This is a genomic window from Microbacterium foliorum, assembly GCF_006385575.1.
Classification (GTDB): Bacteria; Actinomycetota; Actinomycetes; order Actinomycetales; family Microbacteriaceae; genus Microbacterium; species Microbacterium foliorum_B.
The window spans coordinates 1,448,005-1,472,030 of the sequence record NZ_CP041040.1 but is presented as its reverse complement, the minus strand read 5'-3'; the positions used below and the strand labels follow the sequence as shown (position 1 = coordinate 1,472,030).

Annotated in this window: 20 protein-coding genes; 11 read left to right on the top strand and 9 right to left on the bottom strand. The window is 68.2% G+C overall.

All coding sequences use genetic code 11. From position 1 onward, the window contains the following. The first annotated feature begins 41 nt into the window (after positions 1–41). Positions 42–545, top strand: coding sequence for a pyridoxamine 5'-phosphate oxidase family protein (locus tag FIV50_RS07010; protein WP_140036810.1), 504 nt, complete (start codon positions 42–44; stop codon positions 543–545). 73 nt (positions 546–618) lie between these two features. Here FIV50_RS07010 and FIV50_RS07005 read toward each other — a convergent pair whose 3' ends face one another. Together FIV50_RS07005 and FIV50_RS07000 are read right to left on the bottom strand one after the other, a co-directional pair. Beyond that, positions 619–2,376 (bottom strand): proline--tRNA ligase, encoded by a 1,758-nt coding sequence (locus FIV50_RS07005; RefSeq protein ID WP_140036809.1) that lies wholly within the window; start codon positions 2,374–2,376, stop codon positions 619–621. 42 nt (positions 2,377–2,418) lie between these two features. Further along, entirely contained in the window at positions 2,419–3,189 is a 771-nt protein-coding gene (locus FIV50_RS07000) for an isocitrate lyase/PEP mutase family protein (protein WP_140036808.1), read from the bottom strand. Between the two features lie 283 nt (positions 3,190–3,472). Between FIV50_RS07000 and FIV50_RS06995 the strand changes: the two genes are divergently transcribed. From FIV50_RS06995 to FIV50_RS06975, 4 genes are all read left to right on the top strand, one after another. Next, positions 3,473–4,732, top strand: coding sequence for an HNH endonuclease signature motif containing protein (locus FIV50_RS06995; RefSeq protein WP_258184465.1), 1,260 nt, complete (start codon positions 3,473–3,475; stop codon positions 4,730–4,732). Between the two features lie 76 nt (positions 4,733–4,808). Further along, positions 4,809–6,224, top strand: coding sequence for an RNB domain-containing ribonuclease (locus FIV50_RS06990; protein WP_140036806.1), 1,416 nt, complete (start codon positions 4,809–4,811; stop codon positions 6,222–6,224). Between the two features lie 18 nt (positions 6,225–6,242). Then, positions 6,243–7,151: an NUDIX domain-containing protein gene (locus FIV50_RS17775; protein WP_219846270.1), complete on the top strand. Its 909-nt coding sequence runs from the start codon at positions 6,243–6,245 to the stop codon at positions 7,149–7,151. A 38-nt stretch (positions 7,152–7,189) separates the two neighbouring features. After that, complete coding sequence (locus FIV50_RS06975; RefSeq protein ID WP_181164355.1) at positions 7,190–7,882, top strand: nucleotidyltransferase domain-containing protein; 693 nt, start codon at positions 7,190–7,192, stop codon at positions 7,880–7,882. A gap of 6 nt (positions 7,883–7,888) precedes the next feature. Here FIV50_RS06975 and FIV50_RS06970 read toward each other — a convergent pair whose 3' ends face one another. Together FIV50_RS06970 and ispG are read right to left on the bottom strand one after the other, a co-directional pair. Continuing rightward, positions 7,889–8,755: a hypothetical protein gene (locus tag FIV50_RS06970; protein WP_140036804.1), complete on the bottom strand. Its 867-nt coding sequence runs from the start codon at positions 8,753–8,755 to the stop codon at positions 7,889–7,891. A gap of 31 nt (positions 8,756–8,786) precedes the next feature. Then, positions 8,787–9,917, bottom strand: coding sequence for a flavodoxin-dependent (E)-4-hydroxy-3-methylbut-2-enyl-diphosphate synthase (gene ispG / locus FIV50_RS06965; protein ID WP_140036803.1), 1,131 nt, complete (start codon positions 9,915–9,917; stop codon positions 8,787–8,789). Between the two features lie 251 nt (positions 9,918–10,168). Between ispG and FIV50_RS06960 the strand changes: the two genes are divergently transcribed. Further along, entirely contained in the window at positions 10,169–12,052 is a 1,884-nt protein-coding gene (locus tag FIV50_RS06960; RefSeq protein ID WP_140036802.1) for a chorismate-binding protein, read from the top strand. Between the two features lie 60 nt (positions 12,053–12,112). Here FIV50_RS06960 and FIV50_RS06955 read toward each other — a convergent pair whose 3' ends face one another. Next, entirely contained in the window at positions 12,113–13,429 is a 1,317-nt protein-coding gene (locus FIV50_RS06955; RefSeq protein WP_140036801.1) for a M50 family metallopeptidase, read from the bottom strand. 82 nt (positions 13,430–13,511) lie between these two features. Between FIV50_RS06955 and FIV50_RS06950 the strand changes: the two genes are divergently transcribed. From FIV50_RS06950 to FIV50_RS06940, 3 genes are all read left to right on the top strand, one after another. Next, positions 13,512–14,084: a hypothetical protein gene (locus FIV50_RS06950; RefSeq protein WP_140036800.1), complete on the top strand. Its 573-nt coding sequence runs from the start codon at positions 13,512–13,514 to the stop codon at positions 14,082–14,084. An 89-nt stretch (positions 14,085–14,173) separates the two neighbouring features. Then, a complete protein-coding gene (locus FIV50_RS06945; RefSeq protein ID WP_140036799.1) occupies positions 14,174–14,860 on the top strand; it encodes a YcnI family copper-binding membrane protein in 687 nt (228 codons plus the stop codon). Positions 14,861–14,949: 89 nt separating this feature from the next. After that, positions 14,950–16,572, top strand: a complete 1,623-nt coding sequence (locus tag FIV50_RS06940; protein WP_181164354.1) for a Mur ligase family protein — start codon at positions 14,950–14,952, stop codon at positions 16,570–16,572. 43 nt (positions 16,573–16,615) lie between these two features. On the opposite strand, the gene dxr is transcribed toward FIV50_RS06940, so the two are convergent. Continuing rightward, positions 16,616–17,698, bottom strand: a complete 1,083-nt coding sequence (gene dxr, locus FIV50_RS06935; RefSeq protein ID WP_140036798.1) for a 1-deoxy-D-xylulose-5-phosphate reductoisomerase — start codon at positions 17,696–17,698, stop codon at positions 16,616–16,618. Between the two features lie 36 nt (positions 17,699–17,734). After that, complete coding sequence (locus FIV50_RS06930) at positions 17,735–18,724, bottom strand: FKBP-type peptidyl-prolyl cis-trans isomerase (RefSeq protein ID WP_140036797.1); 990 nt, start codon at positions 18,722–18,724, stop codon at positions 17,735–17,737. A gap of 123 nt (positions 18,725–18,847) precedes the next feature. On the opposite strand from FIV50_RS06930, the gene FIV50_RS06925 reads away from it, so the two are divergent. Continuing rightward, a complete protein-coding gene (locus tag FIV50_RS06925) occupies positions 18,848–19,627 on the top strand; it encodes a lysophospholipid acyltransferase family protein (RefSeq protein WP_140036796.1) in 780 nt (259 codons plus the stop codon). Positions 19,628–19,641: 14 nt separating this feature from the next. Here the strand turns inward: FIV50_RS06925 and FIV50_RS06920 are convergent, their stop codons facing one another. Continuing rightward, positions 19,642–20,136 (bottom strand): OsmC family protein, encoded by a 495-nt coding sequence (locus FIV50_RS06920; protein WP_140036795.1) that lies wholly within the window; start codon positions 20,134–20,136, stop codon positions 19,642–19,644. Positions 20,137–20,217: 81 nt separating this feature from the next. Between FIV50_RS06920 and FIV50_RS06915 the strand changes: the two genes are divergently transcribed. Then, positions 20,218–21,213, top strand: coding sequence for an asparaginase (locus tag FIV50_RS06915; RefSeq protein ID WP_140036794.1), 996 nt, complete (start codon positions 20,218–20,220; stop codon positions 21,211–21,213). Positions 21,214–21,232: 19 nt separating this feature from the next. Here FIV50_RS06915 and FIV50_RS06910 read toward each other — a convergent pair whose 3' ends face one another. After that, on the bottom strand, positions 21,233–23,995 hold the full coding sequence (locus tag FIV50_RS06910; RefSeq protein WP_140036793.1) for an FtsK/SpoIIIE domain-containing protein: 2,763 nt from the start codon (positions 23,993–23,995) through the stop codon (positions 21,233–21,235). Positions 23,996–24,026: the final 31 nt, after the last annotated feature.

The window sequence follows — 24,026 nt, the reverse complement described above, 5'->3', positions numbered from 1 at the left end:
ACGCCCGTGCGAAGTCGGACCTCCTGCGCCACAGTGGCGTCATGACAGAGATCACTGGACCGGAAGCACTCGCGCGCGTGACCGAGCTCGTCGAGGACATCGACTTCACGATGCTGACGACGACCGACGAAGACGGCAACCTGGTGAGCAGGCCGATGTCAACCCGGCAGATGGACGATGCCGGTGACATCTGGTTCTTCACCGCAGAAGACACCGAGAAGGTCGAAGAGGCGAGAGCTCACCACCAGGTCGGCCTCTCATACTGCGACGCCAAGGGCATGCGATATGTCTCGGTCGCCGGCAACGCGTCCGTCGTGCACGACCGCGCGAAGATGGAGGAGCTCTACTCCCCCTCGCTTGACATCTGGTTCGAGAACGGCCTCGACACCCCCGGCATCGCTCTTCTGAAGGTGTCGCCGACGGTGACCGAGTTCTGGGAGCCCGCCAAGGGCAAGATCGCGATGGCGGCGGGTGCGCTCAAGGCACTGGTCACCAAGGACACGCCCGATGACGACATCATGAACCACGGCCGCATCGTCCGCTGACGGACGGCTCACTCCGTACAGACGGATGCCGCGCACCTCGGACGAGATGCGCGGCATTCTTCGGTCTGTACGGTCAGCGCCGGGACAGCTGCTGCACGGCCTCGGCGACCGATACCGCCTCACGGTCACCCGTGCTGCGGTCCCACAACTCGACCTGGCCCTCAGCAGCACCACGGCCGACGATGACGATCTTCGGCACGCCGACCAGCTCTGCGTCTCCGAACTTCACGCCGGGCGAGACCTTCGGACGGTCGTCGTAGAGCACGTCGAGGCCCGCAGACTCGAGTTGCGTCGAGAGCTCGGTCGCCACATCGAACGCCACCTGATCGCGGCCGGCCGCTAAGACCTGCACATCGAAGGGCGCGACGGATGCGGGCCAGATGAGTCCCTTGTCGTCGTTGTTCAGCTCGGCGATGATCGCGAGGATGCGCGTCACGCCGATCCCGTACGAGCCCATCGTGACCGTGACGAGCTTGCCGTTCTCGTTCAGCACCTTGAGGCCGAGTGCCTCGGCGTACTTGCGGCCGAGCTGGAACACGTGGCCGATCTCCATCCCGCGAGCGAGCTCGACCGGGCCGGAACCGTCGGGAGCGGGGTCGCCCGCCCTGACGTTCGCGATCTCGATGATCCCATCCGAGAAGAAGTCCCGACCGGCGACGACCGAATGCGCGTGCTTCTGGTCGACATTCGCGCCGGTGATCCAGCTCGTGCCCTCGCTCACGCGGGGATCGACCAGGTAGCGGATGCCGGTCGCCGACTCTTCGCCGAGCACAGCGCCGGTGGGCGACCAGGGCCCGATGTAGCCCTTCACGAGCAGCGGGTTGTTCTCGAAGTCGTCGGCCGTGGCGGTCTCGACCTCGGCGGGCGCGAAGGCGACCTCCGCGCGCTTCTCGTCGACCTCGCGGTCACCCGGGATGCCCACGACGACCAGCTCGCGCGTTCCGTCGAGGTGAGTCAGTGCCAACACGACATTCTTGAGGGTGTCGGCAGCGGAGTAGTCGCCCTCGAGGTGCTCGTTCGCGTGGGCGACGAGCGTCTCGATCGTCGGCGTGTTCGGTGAGTCGAAGATGACAGGGGATGCGTCGGCATCGAAGGCGATCGCGTCGGGCACTGCCGTCGCGAACGCCTCGACGTTGGCGGCGTAGCCGCCGGCGCTCCGCACGAACGTGTCCTCACCCACGGGGGTCGGGTGAAGGAACTCCTCGCTTCGCGAACCGCCCATCGCCCCGGCATCCGCCTGGACGATCACGTACTCGAGACCGAGGCGCTGGAAGATCCGCTCGTACGCATCGCGCTGAGCCTGGTAGCTCACATCGAGTCCGGCATCCGAGGAATCGAACGAGTAGGCATCCTTCATCGTGAACTCACGACCGCGGAGCAGGCCTGCACGCGGGCGTGCCTCATCGCGATACTTGTCCTGGATCTGGTAGATCGTGAGAGGCAGATCCTTGTACGACGAGTAGAGATCCTTGACGAGGAGCGTGAACGCCTCTTCATGGGTCGGTGCAAGCAGGTAGTCCCCGCCCTTGCGGTCCTGGAGGCGGAACAGCAGGTCGCCGTATTCCTCCCAACGCCCGGTCGCCTCGTACGACTCGCGAGGCATCAGAGCCGGGAAGTGCACTTCCTGCGCACCTGCGGCGGCCATCTCCTCGCGGACGACGGTCTCGATCTTGGCCTTCACGCGCAGTCCGAGCGGGAGCCACGCGAAGATTCCGGCAGCCTGCGGTCGGATGTATCCGGCGCGGATCAGCAGCCTGTGGCTCGCGACCTCTGCGCCTGCAGGGTCTTCACGGAGCGTACGGAGGAAGAAATTCGATAGACGAGTGACCACCGGGCAAGTCTACTGACCGGTGGTCACTCGTTTCGCGATGGGTCAGTTGAGCGCGGGGAGGCCGTTGGGGATCACGCCGCCGGCGTACAGGCTCGCGGCGAGCTCCTGGACGGCCGTGAGCGCCACCCGCTGCGGAAGAGGACCGTACGAGATGCGGGTGACACCGAGCTTCTCGTACTCCGACGCGGCGAGGGTGCCGGGCAGACCGATCACGCTGAGCTTGCCCGCACCGAGGCCGTCGACGAGCTGTCGAGTGATGTTGGCGTCGAGCATTCCCGGCACGAAGACCGCGGTGGCACCGGCATCGAGGAAGGCGCGCCCACGCTGGATCGCGTCGGCGACACTCTCGGCGACGGGGCGGTGGCCTGCACGGACGAACGCATCGGTGCGCGCATTGAGGGCGAACGGAACACCCTCGGCTTCGGCCGCCTTGACGATCGCCTCGACCGCGGCGACGGATTCGTCGAACGGCTTGAGGCGGTCTTCGACGTTGGCGCCGACGACACCGGCGCCGATCGCCAGGCGGGTGGTCTCCCCCGCGTCGCCGTAACCGTCGTCGAGGTCGGCGGTCACCGGGACCGAGACGGATGCAGCGATGCGACCGATCATGTCGATCATGATGTCCCGCGGAATCGTGCCGTCCTCGAATCCGAAGGAGGCGGCGATGCCGTGCCCGGCAGTCGCGATCGCCTTCGTCTCAGGCAGCTTCGCGACGGCGCGGGCGGACACGACGTCCCACACATTCACGACGCGGAGGATCTCCGGGGCTTCGTAGAGTCCGATCAGGGCCTTGGCCTTCGCAGCAGTGGTCATGCCCCCACGCTAACGCCCAGTATTCCGGTCTGGGTCGGACGGACACGCGAATCACAGGTTCCCGAGGCACCGCGGTGCATCGCTGATCGTCGGGAGCGTCGTCTTCGGGCGCGCCTGGGCGGCCCTGGCGAGCGGCCTTCACGGGGCTGCGCTCTCGTCCATTCCGGGATGCTGTTGTTCTGTTTCCGTGTCTGGGTTTTGGCCTCTGATCTGGGGTGGGGATGTCAGTGGTGGGTGATGTGATGTGGGTATGACGGCACTGATCGACGCAACAGTGGAGCAAATGGGCGCGCTGGGCGCGGTCGCAGAGATGCTCGTCGAGGTCGATCGGACGATCGGGTCGTTGCTGGCCGCGCGTGATGGCCTCCTCGCGCTCGGTTCGCGGATCGCTGTCGAAGCAGCAGAGCAAGCCGCCGAACCGAGTGCTGATGGTGTCGATCTGGCGGTGCGGGCGGTGGCGGCGGAGTTCGGGGCGGCGCTGCGCGTCAGCGACCGGACGGTGCAGCGGCGGATGCTCGACGCGGAACTCGTGGTGTCCCGGTTCCCCCGGGTGTGGCAGGCGCAGGGTGCCGGGCTGATCAGCGCCGCGCATGCTCGGGTCATCGTCGACGCCGGGATGCACCTTGAAGATCCTGGCGCACGGAGTGCGTACGCAGGGCAGATGGTCGACTTCGCTCAGACGGAGTCCCCGAACCGAGTGGGGCGGATGGCACGGCGCGTCGCCGACCGCTTCCAACCGCGCAGCATCGACGAACGCCACAAGGACGCTCGCCGCGAGCGCGGCGTGTGGGTGAAGAACCGCGCAGACGGCATGGCGGAACTGAGCATCTTCGGCCCGGCCGCCCTCGTGCACGGCGCATTGAACCGAGTCACCGCGATCGTGAAAGCCGCGTTCGCGGAATCGTCGAGCGACTCCCGCACTCCGTCGGCCCATGACTCGCGGACGCTCGGGCAGGCCCGCTGCGATGTCGCTCTCGACCTGCTCCTCACCGGCGCGCCCGCAGGACACGACACCGTCGACGGCATGCTCGCCGCGATCACCCCGACCGTGACTGTCACCGTCCCCGTGCTGTCGCTGATCGGCGCGAGCAGCGTCCCGGCCGAGCTGGACGGCTGCATCCCGATCGATATCCGCACCGCACGGCTGCTCGCGGGTATGGCGTCCGGGTGGGATCGGATCCTCACTCATCCGATCACCGGCGCTCTGCTCGCCGTCGACCACTACCGGCCCTCCGTTGCCCTGAAACGGCACTTGAGAGCCCGAGATCAACGATGCCGGTTCCCGACCTGCGGGTACTCCGCCCGAGACGGCGATCTCGACCACACTCGCGACCACGCCCTCGGCGGCGCGACCACGGCCGACAACCTCGGCGTCCTGTGCCGCCGACACCACACCCTCAAGCACCGCACGCCCTGGCACGTCGAACACCGCAACGACGGCGCCTTCGCCTGGACCAGCCCCACCGGCCAGATCTACATCGACAAACCACCCGCACAGAACACCACCACCGTCACCGAAGACGACGCGCCACCGCCGTTCTGACCGTGCGGCGATGGGCGACGGGCGACCATGCCTGGAATCGCGCAGTCCTCTGGCCGCGTCGTCATAGTGTGGAGTCATGCCTCAGCGCCGATCGCACGTTGCCCCGTCCGCCGCGCAGACCGAACTCGCCGCGGCGCTTGCCGCGCTGAGAGAATCCCTCGACGCGCCCACGGACTTCCCCACCTCGGTCGTCGCCGAAGCAGAGGCGTCGGAGGCTGCGGTTCCCGAACTCGACCTGCGCGACATCCCCTTCGCCACGCTCGATCCGCAGGGCTCCCGCGACCTCGACCAGGCCTTCCACCTCGAGCGGCGGGATTCCGGGTACACCGTTCGCTACGCGATCGCCGATGTGCCCGGCTTCGTCGCCCCCGGTGGGGCGGTGGACGCCGAAGCCCGCCGTCGAGGTCAGACGCTGTATGCGGCAGATGGCAGGATCCCCCTGCATCCGAAGGTGCTCAGCGAGGATCGCGCGTCGCTGCTGGCCGACGCGGACCGCCCCGGACTCGTCTGGACTTTCGCCCTCGATTCTGCGGGAGTCGTCGAAGAGTTCCGGCTCGAGCGGGCTCTGATCCGCTCACGCGCCCAGCTCGAGTACGCCAGCACGCAGGCGGCACTGGACCGAGGCGAGGGCGGCCCGGCCGCGTTGCTTCCGGAGATCGGTGCGCTGCGGATCGAGCAGGAGAAAATCCGCGGCGGCGCAAGCCTGAACCTCCCCGACGTGGAAGTGACCAGAGCCGCCGACGGCACATATGCGATCGAGCGTCGGCATCCGCTTCCCGTCGAGGAATGGAACGCGCAACTGTCCCTCATGACAGGCATGGCAGCCGCGTCCCTGATGATCGGCGCCGGCATCGGCATCCTGCGGACGATGCCGCAGCCCGACGAGAAGTCCTTCGAGGCTTTCCGTCACCAGACCGAGGCCCTGGGACGCCCGTGGACGACGGGCACCTACGGCGACTACCTTCGCGAGCTGGATCGCGAGGACCCGATGACCCTCCCGATTCTCGAGGCTGCGGCATCGCTGTTCCGCGGCGCCGGCTACGTGGCCTTCGACGGGTCGGTGCCGCCCGACGTCGAGCAGGCGGCCATCGCCGCACCCTACGCGCATGCCACGGCGCCGCTGCGCCGTCTCATCGATCGCTGGTCGCTCGCGATCTGCCTCGCAGTCTCCGAAGGTCGTGAGGTACCGAGCTGGGTACGCGAGTCCCTCCCGGATCTGCCCGCACTGATGCAGGAGTCCGGTCAGCGCGCATCCCGGCTCGATTCCGCGACGATCAACTGCGTCGAGGCCGCGCTGATGACACCCCTGGTCGGCTCTGCCGTCGATGCGACCGTGATCGAGATCCGTGGTGAGCGGGCGGCAGTCCAGATCGCTGAGCCCGCCGTCACCGCTTCCGCCCCGATCCCCGCCGACACGGTGCCCGGCGCTGTCGTGAGGCTCCGGGTCGTGCGCGCCGACATCGCCCGAGGCGAGATCGAGTTCAGCGCCTGACGGCCTAGGCTTCCCGTCATGCCGATATCGCCGTATCTGAGCGACCTTCGCGAGCGCGTTGGTCATGACCTCCTCATACTTCCCGCTGTGACGGCGATCATCCGGCGCGGTGATCGTTTTCTGCTGTGCCGGCAAGCACATTCACCCCTCTGGGGCCTGCTCGGAGGGGGAATAGAGCCGCTCGAGAGACCGGAGGATGCGGTCCTCCGAGAGGTGCGCGAGGAGATCGGTGTCGAAGCCACCGTGCACGGGATCGTGGGGGCCTATGGAGGCGAAGACCTGCTGGTGAGCTACCCGAACGGGGATCGTGTCAGCTACACCACGATCGCCTACTCCTGCTCGATCCCGATCGACGCGGAGTTCCTCTTCACCGATGGCGAGCTCATCGAGATCGCCTGGTTCACGATCCCGGAGATCGCGCGGCTTCCGCGGGATCGGTGGGTTGATCCGATCATCGACGATGCCAGCCGGTTCTGTGAGACCCGCTATTCGGAACGGAGCAGCATCGTCGAGAAGGCCGTCTGTTACGTCATCGCCGAGAATCGACTGCTGGTCTTCACTCACGACGACACCGACATGCTCGCCACCGGGGTCCAGGTGCCCGCAGGCACCGTGCGCCAGGGCGAAAGTGCTGCCGGCGCGGCTGAGCGAGAGCTGTTCGAGGAGACAGGTCTCCGTGGAACTGTGACCCGCCGCCTCGGCACGGATCTGTACGATCTCTCCCCTGCCCGCGAAGAGATGGCACTCCGCCACTTCTTCCAGTTGGAGATCCCCGACCCCGATGTCACGGCCGTGTGGCAGGCCGGCGAAGCCGATCCGGCAACCGGCGACTCCCCCATCTCATGGACGTGTCGATGGCTCCCACTGAGCCAGGCACACGTGCTCGCCGCCGGACTCGGCGCGCGGCTCGGAGCAGCGACGCGCTGATCCCCGGAGGCGCACAGCCCGACGGTTACGCTGTCGACGTGGACCACTTCGCCGTCGCTGAACGATTCGTCGCCGCCCACTACCCGCGGGCCGATGTCGCCATCGTGGCGGGGAGCACAGCGCGCGGCGACCGCACCTCGACGAGCGACATCGACCTGCTGCTCCTCGGAGATGACCTCTTCGATGTCGACGGACAGACGAGTGAAGCCTCGACGCACGACTTCGACGGAGAGATCTTCGAGGTCTTCGCCTACACGTCGCGGGGTTTCGACGAGTGGGCGGCACGAGGCATCGCGCAGCACCGTCCGGTGACGGTGCACATGCTCGTCGACGGCATCGCGATCCGAGAGGATGACCGACTGGGACCACTCCGACAGCGTTGGCGGAGTGTGCTCCACGCCGGGCCCTCTCTCAGCGCGCAGGAGTCCGCCTTCCGCCGCTACGTCATCACGGATGTGCTCGACGATCTGGAGGACGCCACGGACCCCGTCGAACAGCGCGTGGAGGCATCCATCCTGTTCGAGCGGATCGCAGAGCTCATGCTGCTCACCGAGGGGCAGTGGATAGGGGCGGGCAAATGGCTGCCCCGACGCCTTCAAGAGCTGAGCATCGAAAGAGCCGACCGCTTGACCATCCCTCTGATCGCGAGCGACTACAAGACCTTCGCAGCCCGCGTCTCGGCTGAACTCGAACGTGCCGGCGGCCGCGTGCAGGCCGGATTCGTTCGCTGAGCGGACTCAGACCGCGGGAACGGCCTTCGTGGTCATCACCAGCAGCTGGGGATCCGTCAGATCGAGCGCAACCGAGATCGAGACGAACTCGGAAAGCGACTCCACGTGCGTTCCGCCGCAGAGGATCTCGGCGTGGCCATCCGGCAGTTCGCAGTGCCAGCTGCGGCGATCCACGATGGTCGGGCCCTCGGGCACCACGCGGCTCATCGCACCGGAGGCGACCCACGTGGCCAGCTGGGCGTTGATCGCCGCCTCCCGATCCTCGAGCGTCGCCGCGAACGTCTCGGTGTCGAAACCTGCTCGGCGCAGGCTCTTGCCCAGACGGTACTCGTCGACAGCGCCGTCTTCATGGATGCGGCTGGACTGATTCGCTCTGGCCTCGAAATTCGGGTTGCCCAGAGCATCCGCTCCCGGGTCCTTGCGCCACAGGTCGGCGACGGCGATGTCGAGGGCCAACGACGCGAGGTGGCATGCGGTGTGCCCCCGGCTGAGGCCGGCCCGCCGAGGAGCGTCGACCGACAGCTCCACACGCGCCCCCTCGACCAGCGAGGACGGCGTCTCCCCCTCGAGCGGGTGACCGACGAGCCAGGTCCACCCCTCAGCGCCACGCTTGACCGGAATGTCGGCTCCGAGCGCGAACTCGCCCTCATCGGAGATCGCCGCCATCACAGCCTCTGAGACGCGAACGACAGCCCCGTCGAGCACGATCTCACCGCTGTCGCCCGGCTGATCCGGCCACGTGTGATCGACCGGGTGGAACGGCGTCGCGTCCACGACGACGACGGTGCCCGCCTCGCCGGACTCGATCCGACGGACGGTGCTCGAACCTGAGACGCCGCCGGCGGGGAAGGACACGACAGTGGACGAGGACATGGAACTCCTTGAGGCTGACTGACGCGGTCGGTCAGGCCGTGACGACCTGCGCGGTGCCGAGCGGCGCCTCAGGCCCCATCTCGACCGCGATGCGGTTGGCCTCTTCGATCAGCGTCGCGACGATGTCGGCTTCGGGCACGGTCTTGATGACCTCGCCCTTGACGAAGATCTGTCCCTTGCCGTTGCCCGAGGCGACTCCGAGGTCGGCTTCGCGCGCCTCGCCCGGACCGTTCACGACACAGCCCATGACGGCGACGCGCAGCGGAACGGTCATGTCCTTGAGACCCTCGGTCACGTTCTCGGCGAGCGTGTAGACGTCGACCTGGGCGCGTCCGCATGACGGGCACGACACGATCTCGAGCTTGCGCTCGCGCAGGTTGAGCGACTGCAGGATCTGGTGCCCCACCTTGACCTCTTCGGCGGGAGGCGCGGAGAGAGACACGCGGATGGTGTCGCCGATGCCCTCACCGAGCAGGATGCCGAACGCCGTGGCGCTCTTGATGGTTCCCTGGAACGCGGGTCCGGCCTCGGTCACTCCGAGGTGCAGCGGCCAGTCGCCGCGTTCGGCGAGCTGGCGGTAGGCCTTCACCATGACGATCGGGTCGTTGTGCTTGACCGAGATCTTGAAGTCGTGGAAGTCGTGCTCCTCGAACAGCGAGGCCTCCCAGACAGCACTCTCGACGAGAGCCTCAGCGGTCGCCTTGCCGTACTTGGTCAGGATGCGGCGGTCGAGCGAGCCGGCGTTGACGCCGATGCGCAGCGAGACGCCTGCGGCCTTCGCGGCCTCGGCGATCTTGCCGACGTTTCCGTCGAACTCGCGGATGTTGCCCGGGTTCACGCGCACAGCGCCGCACCCGGCGTCGATCGCGGTGTAGATGTAGCGCGGCTGGAAATGGATGTCGGCGATCACGGGGATCTGGCTCTTCATCGCGATGATCTTCAGCGCGTCGGCGTCGTCCTGATGGGGGACGGCCACACGGACGATCTCGCATCCGGATGCGGTCAGCTCCGCGATCTGCTGGAGAGTCGCGTTGATGTCCGTCGTCTTCGTCGTCGTCATGGACTGGACGGTGACGGGGGCGTCGCCGCCGACGAGCACCTTGCCCACCTTGATCTGGCGAGACTTGCGGCGCGGGGCGAGGACTTCGGGGATCTTCGGCATCCCAAGATTCACTGCTGGCACAACCCCCAGCCTACGCCGCTTGGATGCACACAGGCTGGATGCCGCACGGCACGCATGCGCGTCATACGACCTGGGCGCCGGTGCGCGGTGTGATAGTTTTCAGGCCATGCTCGCGAACTTCACCTGGTGGCCCGCCTCTTAGGCGGTGTGTTCGCGTTCCCACGAATCCAGACCGCCTCCGGGGCGGTCTTTTCGTTGAGCCGAGCCGGAGCCATGCACAGGAGACACCGATGACCCTCTCACGTCTTGCCGAGCTCATTGCAGATCCCACGGCATCGTTCGTGCTGATCGCGCGCGACGGCGCAGACACGGTCGAGCTGCTCACCGGCGAAGTCGTCGACGTCGATCTGCTCGCCGACATCCCGCTCACGATCGACGGCGCCCCCCGCGAGATCTTCACGATGGTGCCCTACCGTCAGGTGCGTGAGCGCGGCTTCGTCGCTCAGGACGACGGTGCACCCCTGCGCTGCATCGTGGTCGATGAGCACCTGCACATCGCCACGCCCGAGCTGCTCTCGGCACTTCCCTCGGACGCCGTGCCGCTGCGTGAAGGCGGCTTCGACATCCCGGACGAGGAATACGCCACGATCGTCGAGACCGTGATCGCCGACGAGATCGGACGCGGCGAGGGCGCGAACTTCGTGATCCGCCGCGACTTCACCGCCGAGATCGACGTCGACGACCGTACTGCAGCCCTGACCTGGTTCCGCGCGCTGCTCACGCACGAGCGGGGTGCCTACTGGACCTTCGCGGTGGTGACCCCCGGACACATCGCGGTCGGCGCGAGCCCTGAGGCGCACGTCGTCGCACGCGGCGGCGTCGTCACCATGAACCCGATCTCCGGCACGTTCCGCCACCCCGCGGGTGGAGCCACGAAGGAGACCCTGGTGGACTTCCTCTCCTCCACCAAGGAGACGGAAGAGCTCTTCATGGTGGTCGACGAAGAGCTCAAGATGATGAGCGCCGTCTGCTCCGACGGAGGACGCATCACAGGCCCGCATCTGAAGGAGATGTCGCGCCTCACCCACACCGAGTACATGCTCCGTGGTCGCAGCGCGCTGGACCCGCGCGACATCCTCCGCGAGACGATGTTCGCGCCGACCGTGACCGGCTCGCCGATGCAGAACGCGTGCGCGGTGATCCGCCGTCATGAGAAGAAGCCACGCGGCTACTACTCCGGTGTGGCGGCCCTGTTCACTCCGAAGGACGCCGGTGGACACGACCTCGACGCCCCGATCCTGATCCGCACCGTGTATCTGCAGAACGGCTCACTCAGCGTGCCGGTGGGCGCGACGCTCGTGCGGCACTCGGACCCGCACGGCGAGGTGTCGGAGACCCACGGCAAGGCCGCCGGCGTGCTCGGAGCGATCGGCGCGATCGATCGCGACAGCGTCGCCGAGGCCCGCGATGATGCCGACGCCCCGGGAGAGCGACAGCCCCTCGCCGACGACCCCACGGTCGCGGAGCTGCTCTCTTCGCGCAATGCGCGCCTGGCGGACTTCTGGCTGAACCCGCAGGGCGACGATCTGACCGGGCCCTTCGCCGGCCGATCGGCGATCGTCGTCGACGCGGAAGACCGCTTCACCACCATGCTCGCCCACCAGTTGCGCCACCTCGGGCTCGATGTCACGATCCGCGCCTGGAGCGACGCCGATGATGCGGAGCTCGACGCGGCCGACCTGGTGGTCGCGGGCCCGGGCCCGGGCGATCCCCGTGACGTCGGGAGCGACCGCATCACCAGGATGCGCGAGGTGGTGTCCCGACGTGTGGACGCCGGGTCGCCGCTGCTCGCGGTGTGCTTGAGCCACCAGATCCTCAGCGATCGTCTCGGCATCGCCCTGACGCCCCTCGCCTCACCGCACCAGGGGCTGCAGAAGTCGGTCCCCGTGTTCGGCGAGGACGCCTCGATCGGCTTTTACAACACCTTCACGGCCAGGGTGACGCCCGGCACGACGTCGACGGGAGCGGTCGAAGTGTCGGCCGACCCTGAATCAGGCGACGTCTACGCGCTTCGCGGCGAGCGCTTCGCATCGGTGCAGGGCCACCTGGAATCGATCCTGTCGCGCGACGGCATCCGCACTCTCGAGCGTCTGGTCTCGCACGCGCTCGCCTGATCGGAGAGCGGATGCCGGGGCTACCCGCCCCACGCGCACAGCGGCGACACCGAAGGCGACTCAGCCGCCGAAGATGTTCACCGGATTGAAGACGTCGGCGAGGAGCAGCACGGCACCCATCACGATGAGCAGTGTCGCGACGACCACGGTCAGCGGCACGAGCCTGGTGGCGTCGACGGGCGGGGGCGGCGGCCGACGGAACAGCTTCGCCCAGGCACGGCGGATGCCGTCCCACAGCGCGACGACCACGTGGCCTCCGTCGAGCGGCAGCAGCGGGATCAGGTTGAACACGAACAGCGCGACATTCAGGGATCCGAGAAGCCCGAGGAGCACCGAGAAGCGGTTGAGGATCGGCGCGTCGATCGCCGCGACCTCACCCGCGATGCGCCCGACGCCCACGACGCTCAGCGGGCCGTTCGGGTCGCGCTCGGACCCGGTGACCAGGGAGACACCGGTGTCCCAGATCCGAACCGGAAGTGTGAGGATCATCGACCCCACGCGTGCGACGGTGTCGGCTGCCATCTCGGGTCCTGCCGAGAGCGGCTGCTGGACGAAGCCCATCTGCGCCGCCATGCCGACATAGCCGACGTCCTTGACGACGGGTTGCCCGTCCTCGCCGATGACCGGCTGCCCACTGGCATCCGTGATGGTGCGCTCAGCCTCGATCGGAGTGATGCTCAGCGTCTTCTCGGCACCGTCTCGAAGCACCACCAGATCCAGGGTCTGCCCCGGCGCTGCCTGCACGACGGCGGTCGCCTGGGCGAAGGTCGACACGGGCTGACCGTCGACGGACACCAGCACGTCACCCGGCCGGATGCCCGCCTCTGCGGCCGGCGTCGCCGGGTCGTCGGGTTCGCACTCGGTCGCCGTCGATCCGGCGGGCAGAACGCACTGGTTCACCGAGGCGATCGTCGTGGTTCCCTGCTGCACACCGATGCCGGACACCAGCACGGTGAAGATCACGATCGCGAGGATCAGGTTCATCAGCGGACCGCCGAGCATCACGACGACGCGCTTCCACACGGGGAGGCGATAGAAGACACGGTCCTCTGCCCCCTCCGCGATCGTCTCGTCGTTCGCCGATCGGGCGTCCTGCACGAGAGCGCGGAAGACGCCCTTCGCCGGGCCCGATGCGGTGGAGGCCGGATACATCCCCGACATCGAGATGAACCCGCCGAGCGGCAGCAGCTTGAACCCGTACTCGGTCTCGCCGATGCGCTTCGACCAGAGCCTCGGGCCGAAGCCGATCATGTACTGGCCGACGCGCACGCCGAACAGCTTCGCCGGCAGGAGGTGGCCGACCTCGTGCAGGCCGATCGACAGGCCGAGGCCGATCAGCATGAACACGATGCCACCCAGATAGAGCAGTGCTTCCACTCCCCCAAGCTAGTGCTCGCCGCCTAGGAATAAGCCCTATGTGCTGCACTGCGCGACGGCGAGACACGATTAGGCTTGTGCTGTGACCTCCCGCCAGCTGCGACTTCTGCGCGCAGCCGGCGCATCAGGCACGGCCACGCTCGTCGCCGCCGCATCGCACACCACTGCAGGAGGAGCCGCCCCCCATCCGCTTCTGGTGCTCGCCGTCGCGACGCTCCTCGTGCCGCTGGCGGCGCTTCTCATCGGCGCCCGGGCATCCCGCGCACGCGTCGCTTTGACGGTGCTGGTCAGCCAGGGGCTCTTCCACCTCGTGTTCCAGCTGCTCGGCACGCCGACGGGTGCGACGGCGCTCTCGGGGCACCACCACCATCTCGATCTCGCCGCTCTGGGCCCGGTTGTCGCCGCGACCGCTCCTGATGCCGTCATGCTCGTCGGTCACGTCATCGCAGCAATCATCACTACTGCTCTGGTCTGTCACGGCGAGTCGTCAGTGCGAGCGATCGCCGGCTGGGTGCAGGCACGCCTGCGCCACACGGTCACGGTGTTCCGCCCCGCACACGAGCGCCCCGCCTTCCCGGTGTTCGTCATCCGAGTGCCGAAGGAGAACGACTTCTCGGCGTCGGTGTCGCGCCGCGGTCCTCCAGCACACGTCTGATCACGCATCGCCTCCCTGAGGCGTTTCCACCTTCCCGCGGAAGCCGCGCACACCGACGCGCCCGCAGATCAGCACACAGGAGTACCACCATGCGTTTCACCACCACCCGCCGCAACGTCACCGCAGGAGTCATCGGGGGTGCGATCCTCGCACTCGCCATCCCTGCGATGGCGAGCGCCCACGTCAGCGTCAGCCCCGACGAGCTGATCGCCGGAGACCACGGCGTGCTGACCTTCTCTTTCGCCCACGGCTGCGAGAACTCCCCTACGATTTCTCTGAAGGTGACGATGCCCGAGGGCCTCGCCTCCGTCGCACCCACCATGGACAGCGACTGGACGATCGACATCGAGAAGGGCGATGACGGCCTCGTCAGCGCCGTGACCTACACCGCCGTCGCACCGGTGCCCAACGAACTGCGCGGCGCAGTGAGCATGGCTGTCGGGCTCGACGAGGACACGCCCGACTCACTCGCGTTCCCGGTCATCCAGACATGCGTCGAGGGCAGCACCGAGTGGACGCAGCTCGCCGAGGACGGCGAAGACCCGCACAGCCTCGACGCCCCGGCTCCGGTGGTCCAGGTCGTCGCCGCGTCCGCTGACGGCCACGGTGAGCACGGCTCCGCAGAGGACGCCGGAGACGCGGACACCGCCGATTCGGATGCCGCCGACGAGGCCGGCTCCTCGAACGAGCTCGGGACGGCGCTGGGTGCGGGCGGCCTGGTCGCCGGAATCGCCGCGCTGGTCGTCTCGGTACTGGCGTACCGCCGCAAGGCGTGACCCCCTGGCACGTCTCCTCGGCTCGACGCGGCCGAGGAGACGTGCCGCACCCGGTCATCGCGCCGCGGGCGTGAGATCATGGATGCGACATGTCGATTGAACAACAACCGAGCCTGCCTCCCGTGCTCCGCCCCGCGAACCCGCCCCGGCGTGAGCTGTCCGAACTCGCCTCTCGATTCGCTCGAGAAGTCCGCGGCGACGTGACCGGAATCACCCTGTCCGGCATCACCCTCGCCACCGCCGATCTGCGTGCAGGCGAGGCCTTCGTGGCGATCCGAGGCGTGAACCGCCACGGAGCCGAATTCGCGGCCACCGCCGCCGAGAAGGGCGCCGTCGCGATCATCACCGACGATGACGGCGCAGACATCGCCCAGCCCGCCGGACTCCCCGTGATCATCGTCGACGACCCCCGCGGCGTGCTCGGCGCTCTGAGCGCGTGGGTCTACGGCACCGGCGCGGGCGAGTCGCTCCCCCTGCTGTTCGCCACCACGGGGACCAACGGCAAGACGAGCGTCTCGCATCTGCTCGAGGGCATCCTCGACCAGCTCGGCGTCGTGACCGGACTCTCCTCCACGGCCGAGCGCCACATCGCCGGCGAGGTCATCGTCTCGAGACTGACGACCCCTGAGGCATCCGAGATGCATGCGCTGCTGGCGCTGATGCGGGAGCGCGACGTCGAGGCCGTGGCAGTCGAGGTCAGCGCCCAGGCGCTCTCACGTCATCGCGTCGACGGCATCCGCTTCGACGTCGCCGGATTCACGAACCTCAGTCACGACCACCTCGATGACTATGCCGACATGGAGGAGTACTTCGAGGCGAAGCTCCCGCTCTTCCGTCCCGACCGCGCGACCCGCGGCGTGGTCTGCCTCGACTCCCCCAACGGTGCGATCGTGGTGGAGCGAGCGGAGATCCCCGTCGTCACCGTCGGCACACCATCGATCGCCGCTGATCCCGCTGCGGCGGCCCGCGCGGACTGGGTCGTCGTGATCGACGACGAGCGCGCATCCGGCACCACCTTCACGATGTCGGGCCCCGCGGGCACCCTGACCACGACGGTTCCCGTGATCGGCCCGCACATGGCCGCCAACGCCGCTCTCGCGATCGTTATGCTGCTCGAGGGCGGCTACGAATGGCACCGCATCACCTCGGCGCTCGACCGTGACGGCGGCATCCTGGCCCATCTTCCGGGTCGCACCCAGCTCGTCTCCGGAGACACCGGCCCTGTCGTCTTCGTCGACTTCGGGCACTCTCCCGATGCTTTCGAGAAGACCCTCGCCGCGGTCCGCCGCGTCACCCCGGGCAAGGTTCTGATGCTCTTCGGCGCCGACGGCGATCGCGATGCCAGCAAGCGCTTCGACATGGCCCGCACTGCCGTCGAGGGCAGCGACATCCTCGTCGTGACAGACCACCACCCGCGCTTCGAAGACCCGGACTCAATCAGGGCCACTCTCGTCGCCGGCGCACGCGCAGCGCGGCCTGACGCCGAGATCCACGAGTTCTCGCCGCCCGAGGCGGCCATCGTCGCTGCGGTCGGACTGGTCGGAGAAGGCGACTCGATCCTGTGGGCAGGCCCTGGGCATCAGGACTACCGCGACATCCGCGGCGTGCGCACGCCCTATTCGGCCCGTGAGCTGGCGCGACGGGCGTTGCGCGCGGCCGGATGGCCCGTACCCGACTCGCACTGGCCGGTCCCCTACTCCGACGAGGGCTGACCCTGGAGAGCGGCCGCAGCGATCCGCTGCGGCCGCTCTCGCGTCAGGCTCGTGCGATCAGCTGGTCGGCCTTGCGGCGCGCCCACTCCTCGGCGTCGGCGAGCGATTCGATGGTCAGGGTCTGCGGCGGCTCGTGGGCGTCGACCACCCGTGCGATCGTGTCGACGATGCCGAGGAACGGCAGGCGCCCCTCATGGAAGGCATCGACCGCCTGCTCGTTGGCCGCGTTGTAGACCGCGGGGAACGTCGCGCCCGCTCGGCCCACGGCCTTGGCGAGATCGACAGACGGGAAAGCGACGTCGTCGAGCGGCTCGAAGGTCCAGGAGGTCGCCTGGGTCCAGTCGAGAGGGCGTCCGACTCCGCCGACGCGGCTCGGCCAGTCGAGCCCCAGCGAGATCGGAAGACGCATGTCCGGTGGGGATGCCTGGGCGATCGTCGACCCGTCGATGAACTCGACCATCGAGTGCACGATCGACTGCGGGTGCACGACGACCTCGATGTCGTCGTAGGCGACGTCGAACAGCAGGTGCGCCTCGATCACCTCGAGACCCTTGTTGACCAGCGTCGCGGAGTTCGTCGTGACCATGCGGCCCATGTCCCATGTCGGGTGCGCAAGCGCCTCCTGCGGGGTGACCTCGAGCATCTGCTCGCGTGAACGCCCGCGGAAAGGCCCACCGGATGCCGTCACGACGAGGCGTCGCACTTCGGCGTGAGTGCCGCTGCGCAGCGCCTGCGCGAGCGCGGAGTGCTCAGAGTCGACGGGGACGATCTGGTCTGGGGCGGCGGCTGCGAGAACCAGCTCACCGCCGACGATGAGGGATTCCTTGTTCGCGAGAGCGAGGGTTCTGCCGGCCTTCAACGCTGCGAGGGTGGAACCGAGTCCGATCGATCCGGTGATCGCGTTGAGCACCACGTCGGCCTCGACATCGCGTACCAGCTGCTCGGCCTCGGCCGCACCCAGTGCGGTGCTGTCGACGTGGAAGCTCGCGGCCTGTTCCGCGAGCATCTCGGCGTTCGACCCCGCGGCGAGCCCGACGAGTTCGAAACGACGGGGATTGGCGCGGATGACGTCGAGCGCCTGTGTGCCGATGGAGCCGGTGGAGCCGAGGACGATGATGCGACGCATGCCGCCAGCCTATGGCAAGCCCCCGGCCCCGCTGTCTTACGGTGCCTGCTCTACCGGAGTGGTCGCGAGGATGTCGACGACGAAGACGAGGGTCTCCCCGGTCAGATCGGTGTCGTTGGGCTCGCCCTCGCCGTAGCCGTCCTTCGGCGGCATGGCGACGACCACCTGCGACCCGACCTTCTGGCCCTCGAGGGCCATCTTGAACCCGGGGACCACTCCGCTGGTCGGGAACTGCGACGGCGCTGCGTCCCGGCTCCAGCTGGAATCGAACTCGGAGCCGTCCGACCACTTCACGCCGCGGTACTGCACCGTGACCAGGTCACCCGCGCCGACGACAGCACCGTCACCCTGCTTGAGGACGGCCACCTCGGTCTCGGCGGGGGCATCGGAGTCGGGGATCGTGATGGTCGGCGAACCGGCATCGTCGAGCTCGACGACGGGCATGCCATCGGTCGCGTCGACATCGGACCCGGAAGCCGTCGTGGGAACCTGGTCGATCGTCTCGACATAGAGCACGCTCGGGTTCATGCCTTCCTGTGCTGCGGGAAGGGTCAGGACGACGCTCGAACCGATCGGGAGGCACTCGGCCGCGACGGTGAAGACGGTGGACTGCGTCGGGTCGACGATCTGCTGCGGCTGCTGAACGGCGAGGAGAGCGGACAGAACCCCGTCGGGGCCGCGCTCCGAGGTGCTGAGCACCTCGTTGGTCGTGGCGTCGATGAGCTGGTAGCGCAGCGATACGAGGTCTCCGGGCATGACGTCGTCGCCATCGCCCTCGACCACGACCGAACGCTCGGCCTCGGCGAGGTCCGTGCCCTCGGGCACGGAGACCTTGGCATCTGCCCCGGATCCTTCGACGGACACGGCATCAGAGCCTGCGCCCGACCCGATGTCAGCGAGGCAGGAGCTCTCGGAAGACGCGTCGGGGGTGGCGGTGGACTCCGGGGTGGCTCCTCCGGAGCACCCGGCCAGCAGAAGAGTCGCCGCGGCGACGGTGGACAGGACGATAAGCGGACGCTTGCGCACAGTTGAACCTCAGGATCGCGGGCGGGACACCCCATCATCTCGCACGCCCCTTTGCTGAGGCTGGGAGGCGCGCGCTGGCGCTTCATTCCCGCCCCGGCATGATTGCCGGGGTAATCTTCTCTGATGACGTCTGACCAGTCCGTGGAGCCCGAAACTTCGCCCTCAGAGACTGAGAAGCCTCGTCACGCAGGCATGGCCTATGCGCTCGGCCGCAGCCTCATCACCCCGTTGGCGCGCACGATCTACCGGCCCCGTATCGAGGGCAGGGAGAACGTCCCGAAGGACGGCGCGGTCATCTTCGCAAGCAATCACCTGTCCTTCATCGACTCGATCGCGATTCCGGTGGCCGCTCCGCGCCCCGTGCATTTTCTGGCGAAGTCCACCTATTTCGAGGGGACGGGGTTCAAAGGCTGGCTCAGCAAGACGTTCTTCGAGTCCATCGGCGCGATCTCCGTACGCCGTGGGGCGGGCAAGGCCGCCCTCGATGCCCTCGACGTACAACGCCAGCTGCTCGACGAAGGCCTCGCCGTCGCGCTCTACCCCGAGGGCACACGCTCGACCGACGGACGCCTGTACAAGGGGCGCACGGGCGTGGCCTTCCTGGCGTTGCAGACCGGTGCACCGGTCGTCCCGGTCGGATTGATCGGCACGGACAAAGTCATGCCGGTCGGCGCGAAGATGCCGACTCTGAAGGAACGGATCACGGTGCGCTTCGGTGAGCCGCTCGACCTCTCGCCGCATGGCCCCGCCACGAGCGGTCGCGCCCGCAGACTCGCGACGGACGAGATCATGGCCGCGATCCATGCTCTTTCCGGCCAGGAGCTGGCCGACGCCTACAACGAGGCTCCCGCGCAGGGCGCGATCGAGAAGATCAAGCAGGCGCTCCCCCACGAGCGCCGCTGACGCGGACCGCCAGCTCAGCTCGTCTCGGCGCGCACCGATGCCTGGTGCCGCACGGGGAAGTTCATCGAGTTCGCGATGAAGCACCACGCATTGGCCTGCGCATGAGCCCGCTCGGCCGCGTCGATCATCGAGGCATCGGCGACGACGACCTCCGGACGCAGCATCACTTCGACGAACGCGCCGCCGCCCTTTCCGTCCTCTCGCATCATCCCCGACGCCGAGTCGCGATAGGAGACGACGACGACACCCGCGGTGACGCACGCGTGCAGGTAGGAGAGCAGATGGCACTCGGAGAGCGACGCGAGCAGCAGATCCTCGGGATTCCACCGCGACGGATCACCCCGGAACGGCTTGTCGGCGGAGGCGAGGATGTCGGGCTTGCCTGCGACCTCAAGCGTGACGTCGCGACGATACTCGCGATAGCCGCTGGTGCCCGTGCCGGAGTTGCCGGTCCAGGTCGAGCTGAGTGAATAGCGGTGCTCGCCGAGCGGCGCTGGTCGATCTCCCATGCGAACAGTCTGCCACCGGGAAGCCCTCGACGATCTCCGCGCCTGGCACTGCGTGCGCCCAACCAACGATATCCTTGGGAGGTGCTGGAGACTCTCACCGTTCAAGATGCCGTGGAACTTGCCGTCGTCGAACGAAGCGGGTTCATCGAGTCCCGCCATGCGGGAGCGGCGGTGGTCCTCTCACCTGAGGGCGACATCGTCGCGCGCTATGGGAACGCGGACGCTCTGATCCTGCCTCGCTCGAGCCTCAAGCCGCTGCAGGCCGTGGCGTGCATCACAGCCGGAGCAGCACTCGAGGACGAGCAGCTCGCCCTGTCGACGGCGAGCCACAGCGGCACCGACCGTCACGCCGCAGTGGTCCGCGACGTACTCACCGAGGGCGGTCTCACCGAGGATCACCTGGGCTGCCCGCCGGCGTGGCCCGGTGATACGTCCGCCCGCGACGAGCTCGTGCGCGAGCACGGTGTGCAGACCCGCATCCGCATGAACTGCTCCGGCAAGCACGCGGCGATGCTTCGCGCCTGCGTCGCGACCGGCTGGCCCACCGACAGCTACCTCGACCCCGCTCACCCGCTTCAGATGCACATCCGCGATGTCATCGAGCGCCTGACCGGCGAGAAGGTCGCCCATACAGCGATCGACGGATGCGGCGCCCCGGTCTATGCGATCACGTTGACGGGCCTCGCCCGTTCGATCCACCGGATCGGCACCGCCTCGGATCGCTCCCCCTTCGCCCTGCACCGGGTCGCCGGCTCCCTGGTGCGCGCGGTGCGCGAGCACCCGTGGACCATCGACGGCCCGGGTCGCCCTGACACGATCGCGATCGAGAAGCTCGGGGTGTTCGCGAAGGGCGGCGCAGAGGGAATCATGGTCATGGTCGCTCCGAACGGAACGACTGTGGCATTGAAGATGCTCGACGGCGGCGCACGCGCATCCACCATCGTGGCCGCGACTCTGCTCGCACGCGCAGGCGGACTCACCGATTCCGAGGTCGCGACTCTCGCAGCCGCCCTGCCGCTCGAGGTGCTCGGTGGCGGCGAGGAAGTCGGAGCAGTCCGCCCCGGCAGCGGCATCTGACCGCACGACGCACTGCTCATCACCGGGGCGCGAGCGCCGGGATGACGACACGACGGGGCCCGGCATCGCCGATCAGCGACCAGGCGCGCCCGGCGTGCGGTCGCGCGTAAGGCGGGAGTTCACGCACACCCGCGAGTTGCCGCAGCTCTGTGGCGCTCTCGGCCCGGATGAGGGCCTCTCCCTCTCGGCGCACCCGCTGCCACAGCGGCCAGTTGCGTTGCCAGGCATCCGCTTCACCGATCAGCATCGTCGGACGCGTCGAGTCCTGCAGGTCGCGAGGTTCACCCGTGAGCGCCACCACATCGCAGCCTGGATGGGCGGCTGCCAGCGATTCGGCGACCGTGGCCACTCCGGCGGTGACGAGTGCGGTGAGCGCGGCGCGCGGCGACCACCCGTGATCGCCCCGATAACGAGAAGCACCGCGGCCGGGTCCCGACGATCGCAGTCGCTCCTCGGGGACCCAGACCAGCTGGATCTCTCGATCGCCCATCCGCATCCGCCCCGGCGGTCGGTCTCGATCGAAACCTGCGGAGTCCCCGCCTGCGGCGAGATGATCAACGCGGCTCGGCATCCTCAGCAGCCCGCGGAGCGGCAGTGCATCGAGAAGTCGCCCCAGGGGGCCGGCTGCTCTTGTCGCTGTGAGCGCGAAGGTGGTCCCGGACCCGTGCCGCAGGATCTGCTCCCAGAGCTGCGCGGCATGCTGACCGTATTCGAGCGGCAGCTCGCTGATCCTGACGTCGATGTCATCGCAGAGAACGAGTCCTGGACCGCGTGACCCGTCTGCGGCCAGAGCGACCACGGTGTCCCAGGCGCCCTCCGGATCGGACGGTATCCAGAACGGTTCGTCATGCTGCTTCGCCAGCGCACGCAGCGCCGAGGTGCGCCCAGACCCCGGTCCGCCGAGAAACACGATTCCGCGGTCGGAGCCGATCGAGAGCGACTCGAGCGGCTGGCGCTGACGCTCCGGATCGTCGGCTCGCCCCAGGATGACACTGCCGCTCCGCATCTCGGGCTGGAGCGCTGCCAGCGGGAGCATGAGCGGAAGCATGGGCAGCCACGGGCTGTGCGGGACGTCGGCGTCGGCCCACCTCAGGGTGACGGCTCTCAGGTCGGCCGCGCCCGTCAACGCCACTCTCATCGCCATCGGCTCGGCATCCTGAGGACGACGGACCAGCGCCAGGCCCCTGGACTCCACCCCGCCCGGAAGATCCGCCGCACCGTCGGTGCCGATGACAGCGCGGCTGTCTGCGGCGTCCGCGACGCGCAGACTCACTCGGAGCGGGCAGTTGGCGGCCAGTGCGTCGCGAATCACGCCCGAAGCGCGCTGGGTTCCGAGGATCAAGTGCATGCCGAGCGCTCTGCCCCTGGCCGCGATGTCAGTGAACACGGCCCCGAGATCGGCATGATCCTGAACCAATGCAGCGAACTCGTCGACCACGATCACGAGCCTCGCCATTCCGATCTCCCGCACATCACGTGCGCCGGCCTCTGCGAGGACGGACTCACGGCGGCGCAGCTCTGCGGTCAGGCTGGACACTCCCCTGCGTGCCCCCTCCTCATCGAGATCCGTGATGACCGCGGCCACCTGCGGGAGCATCCGAAGCGGTTCGAAGGCCGTGCCTCCTTTGAAATCCGCCAGGACGAAGGTCACTCGGTCCGGGCCATGGTTGCTCGCCATGGCCGTCACCCACGTCACCAGCAGCTCGCTCTTGCCGCTGCCAGTCGTGCCGGTCACGATGGCGTGCGGTCCGTCGTCGACGATGTCGAGGAGGATGTCGTCGCGTTCACCTCGGCCCACCACCGCCGCCAACCCGACCTGCGACGCGGGCTGGCACAGATCGCTGAGCGCCACCCCGGCCGGGAGCGAGTCCAGCTCGTCTCCCTCACCCGATCGCTCTTCTCCGGTGGCGAGTGCCTGATCGCGGGACATGCACTCAGCGGCGACCTCGATGATCCCCTGCGGCGTGCGGACTCTCGCGCGGTGCGGCTCGACGATGTCGACGACCGTCGTGATCCCCTCCGGGACATCCTCGTCACGGCCGAGGAGCCAGATCACAGCATCAGCCGACGGCCGAGGCTCTCCGCTTCGCGCGACCGCGAGACGAAACGAACCGCGCTGCACGAAACGCGACTGTGGGAACCCTGCCACTCCCAACTGCTCCAGATGAGGGCCGACGATCGACATCTGAGCGGCACCGAATCTCAGACACAGCTGCACCACGAGCGCTCTCGTCACAGCGGCGACGACGGGGTGCGCACCCCGCAGCCCCAGACCGCCGCTGAGCGGAACCGTGATCGGCACATTCTCGAGCCTGGCGCATCGCGTCCGGAACTCGCGTTCGCGCTCCCCGTCGCCTCCCGATGCGCGCACGGCGCTGTTGCCGACCCCGCTGCCGACGACGATCTCGGTGTCGGCGCCCGGTGGTTCTAGGCCGCGCAACGGCGGTTGCGCAAGACCTGCCGCCGCATCAGGATGCCGGTGCCATCGCATCTGACGCTCATCGTCGTGGAGCCGTGTCAGCTGTGCGTCAGCGAGCGACCAGGCCGCCGCGCTCTCGGCCTCGGCTGCCCGGAACGCCTTCCTCCGGGAGCGCGACCCGTCGATCAGCGACGCGAAGGTCATCAGGGGCCCGAGAGCCGCGAAACACAGCGAGAACAGGGAGCCGGTGACCAGCCAGAGCACCACTCCGGCGGCCACCGGCACGAGCGCCGCGATGAACGGCGTGGGTGGCCTGCGAGCGGGCACAGGGGCGGCAGGGATCGCTATCGGCAGAGAGTCCATGTCACCAGTGGACCCCATGGAAGAGGCGCCG

What these genes read in the sequence shown, in the direction of transcription:
- FIV50_RS06995 (WP_258184465.1), top strand. Translation starts at nt 3,473, where the DNA reads ATGGGCGCGCTGGGCGCGGTCGCAGAGATGCTCGTCGAGGTCGATCGG.
- FIV50_RS06925 (WP_140036796.1), top strand. Translation starts at nt 18,848, where the DNA reads ATGACGTCTGACCAGTCCGTGGAGCCCGAAACTTCGCCCTCAGAGACT.
- FIV50_RS17775 (WP_219846270.1), top strand. Translation starts at nt 6,243, where the DNA reads ATGCCGATATCGCCGTATCTGAGCGACCTTCGCGAGCGCGTTGGTCAT.
- FIV50_RS06910 (WP_140036793.1), bottom strand. Translation starts at nt 23,995, where the DNA reads ATGGACTCTCTGCCGATAGCGATCCCTGCCGCCCCTGTGCCCGCTCGC.
- FIV50_RS06940 (WP_181164354.1), top strand. Translation starts at nt 14,950, where the DNA reads ATGTCGATTGAACAACAACCGAGCCTGCCTCCCGTGCTCCGCCCCGCG.
- ispG (WP_140036803.1), bottom strand. Translation starts at nt 9,917, where the DNA reads ATGCCGAAGATCCCCGAAGTCCTCGCCCCGCGCCGCAAGTCTCGCCAG.
- FIV50_RS06970 (WP_140036804.1), bottom strand. Translation starts at nt 8,755, where the DNA reads ATGTCCTCGTCCACTGTCGTGTCCTTCCCCGCCGGCGGCGTCTCAGGT.
- FIV50_RS07000 (WP_140036808.1), bottom strand. Translation starts at nt 3,189, where the DNA reads ATGACCACTGCTGCGAAGGCCAAGGCCCTGATCGGACTCTACGAAGCC.
- FIV50_RS06945 (WP_140036799.1), top strand. Translation starts at nt 14,174, where the DNA reads ATGCGTTTCACCACCACCCGCCGCAACGTCACCGCAGGAGTCATCGGG.
- FIV50_RS06990 (WP_140036806.1), top strand. Translation starts at nt 4,809, where the DNA reads ATGCCTCAGCGCCGATCGCACGTTGCCCCGTCCGCCGCGCAGACCGAA.
- dxr (WP_140036798.1), bottom strand. Translation starts at nt 17,698, where the DNA reads ATGCGTCGCATCATCGTCCTCGGCTCCACCGGCTCCATCGGCACACAG.
- FIV50_RS07010 (WP_140036810.1), top strand. Translation starts at nt 42, where the DNA reads ATGACAGAGATCACTGGACCGGAAGCACTCGCGCGCGTGACCGAGCTC.
- FIV50_RS06920 (WP_140036795.1), bottom strand. Translation starts at nt 20,136, where the DNA reads ATGGGAGATCGACCAGCGCCGCTCGGCGAGCACCGCTATTCACTCAGC.
- FIV50_RS06960 (WP_140036802.1), top strand. Translation starts at nt 10,169, where the DNA reads ATGACCCTCTCACGTCTTGCCGAGCTCATTGCAGATCCCACGGCATCG.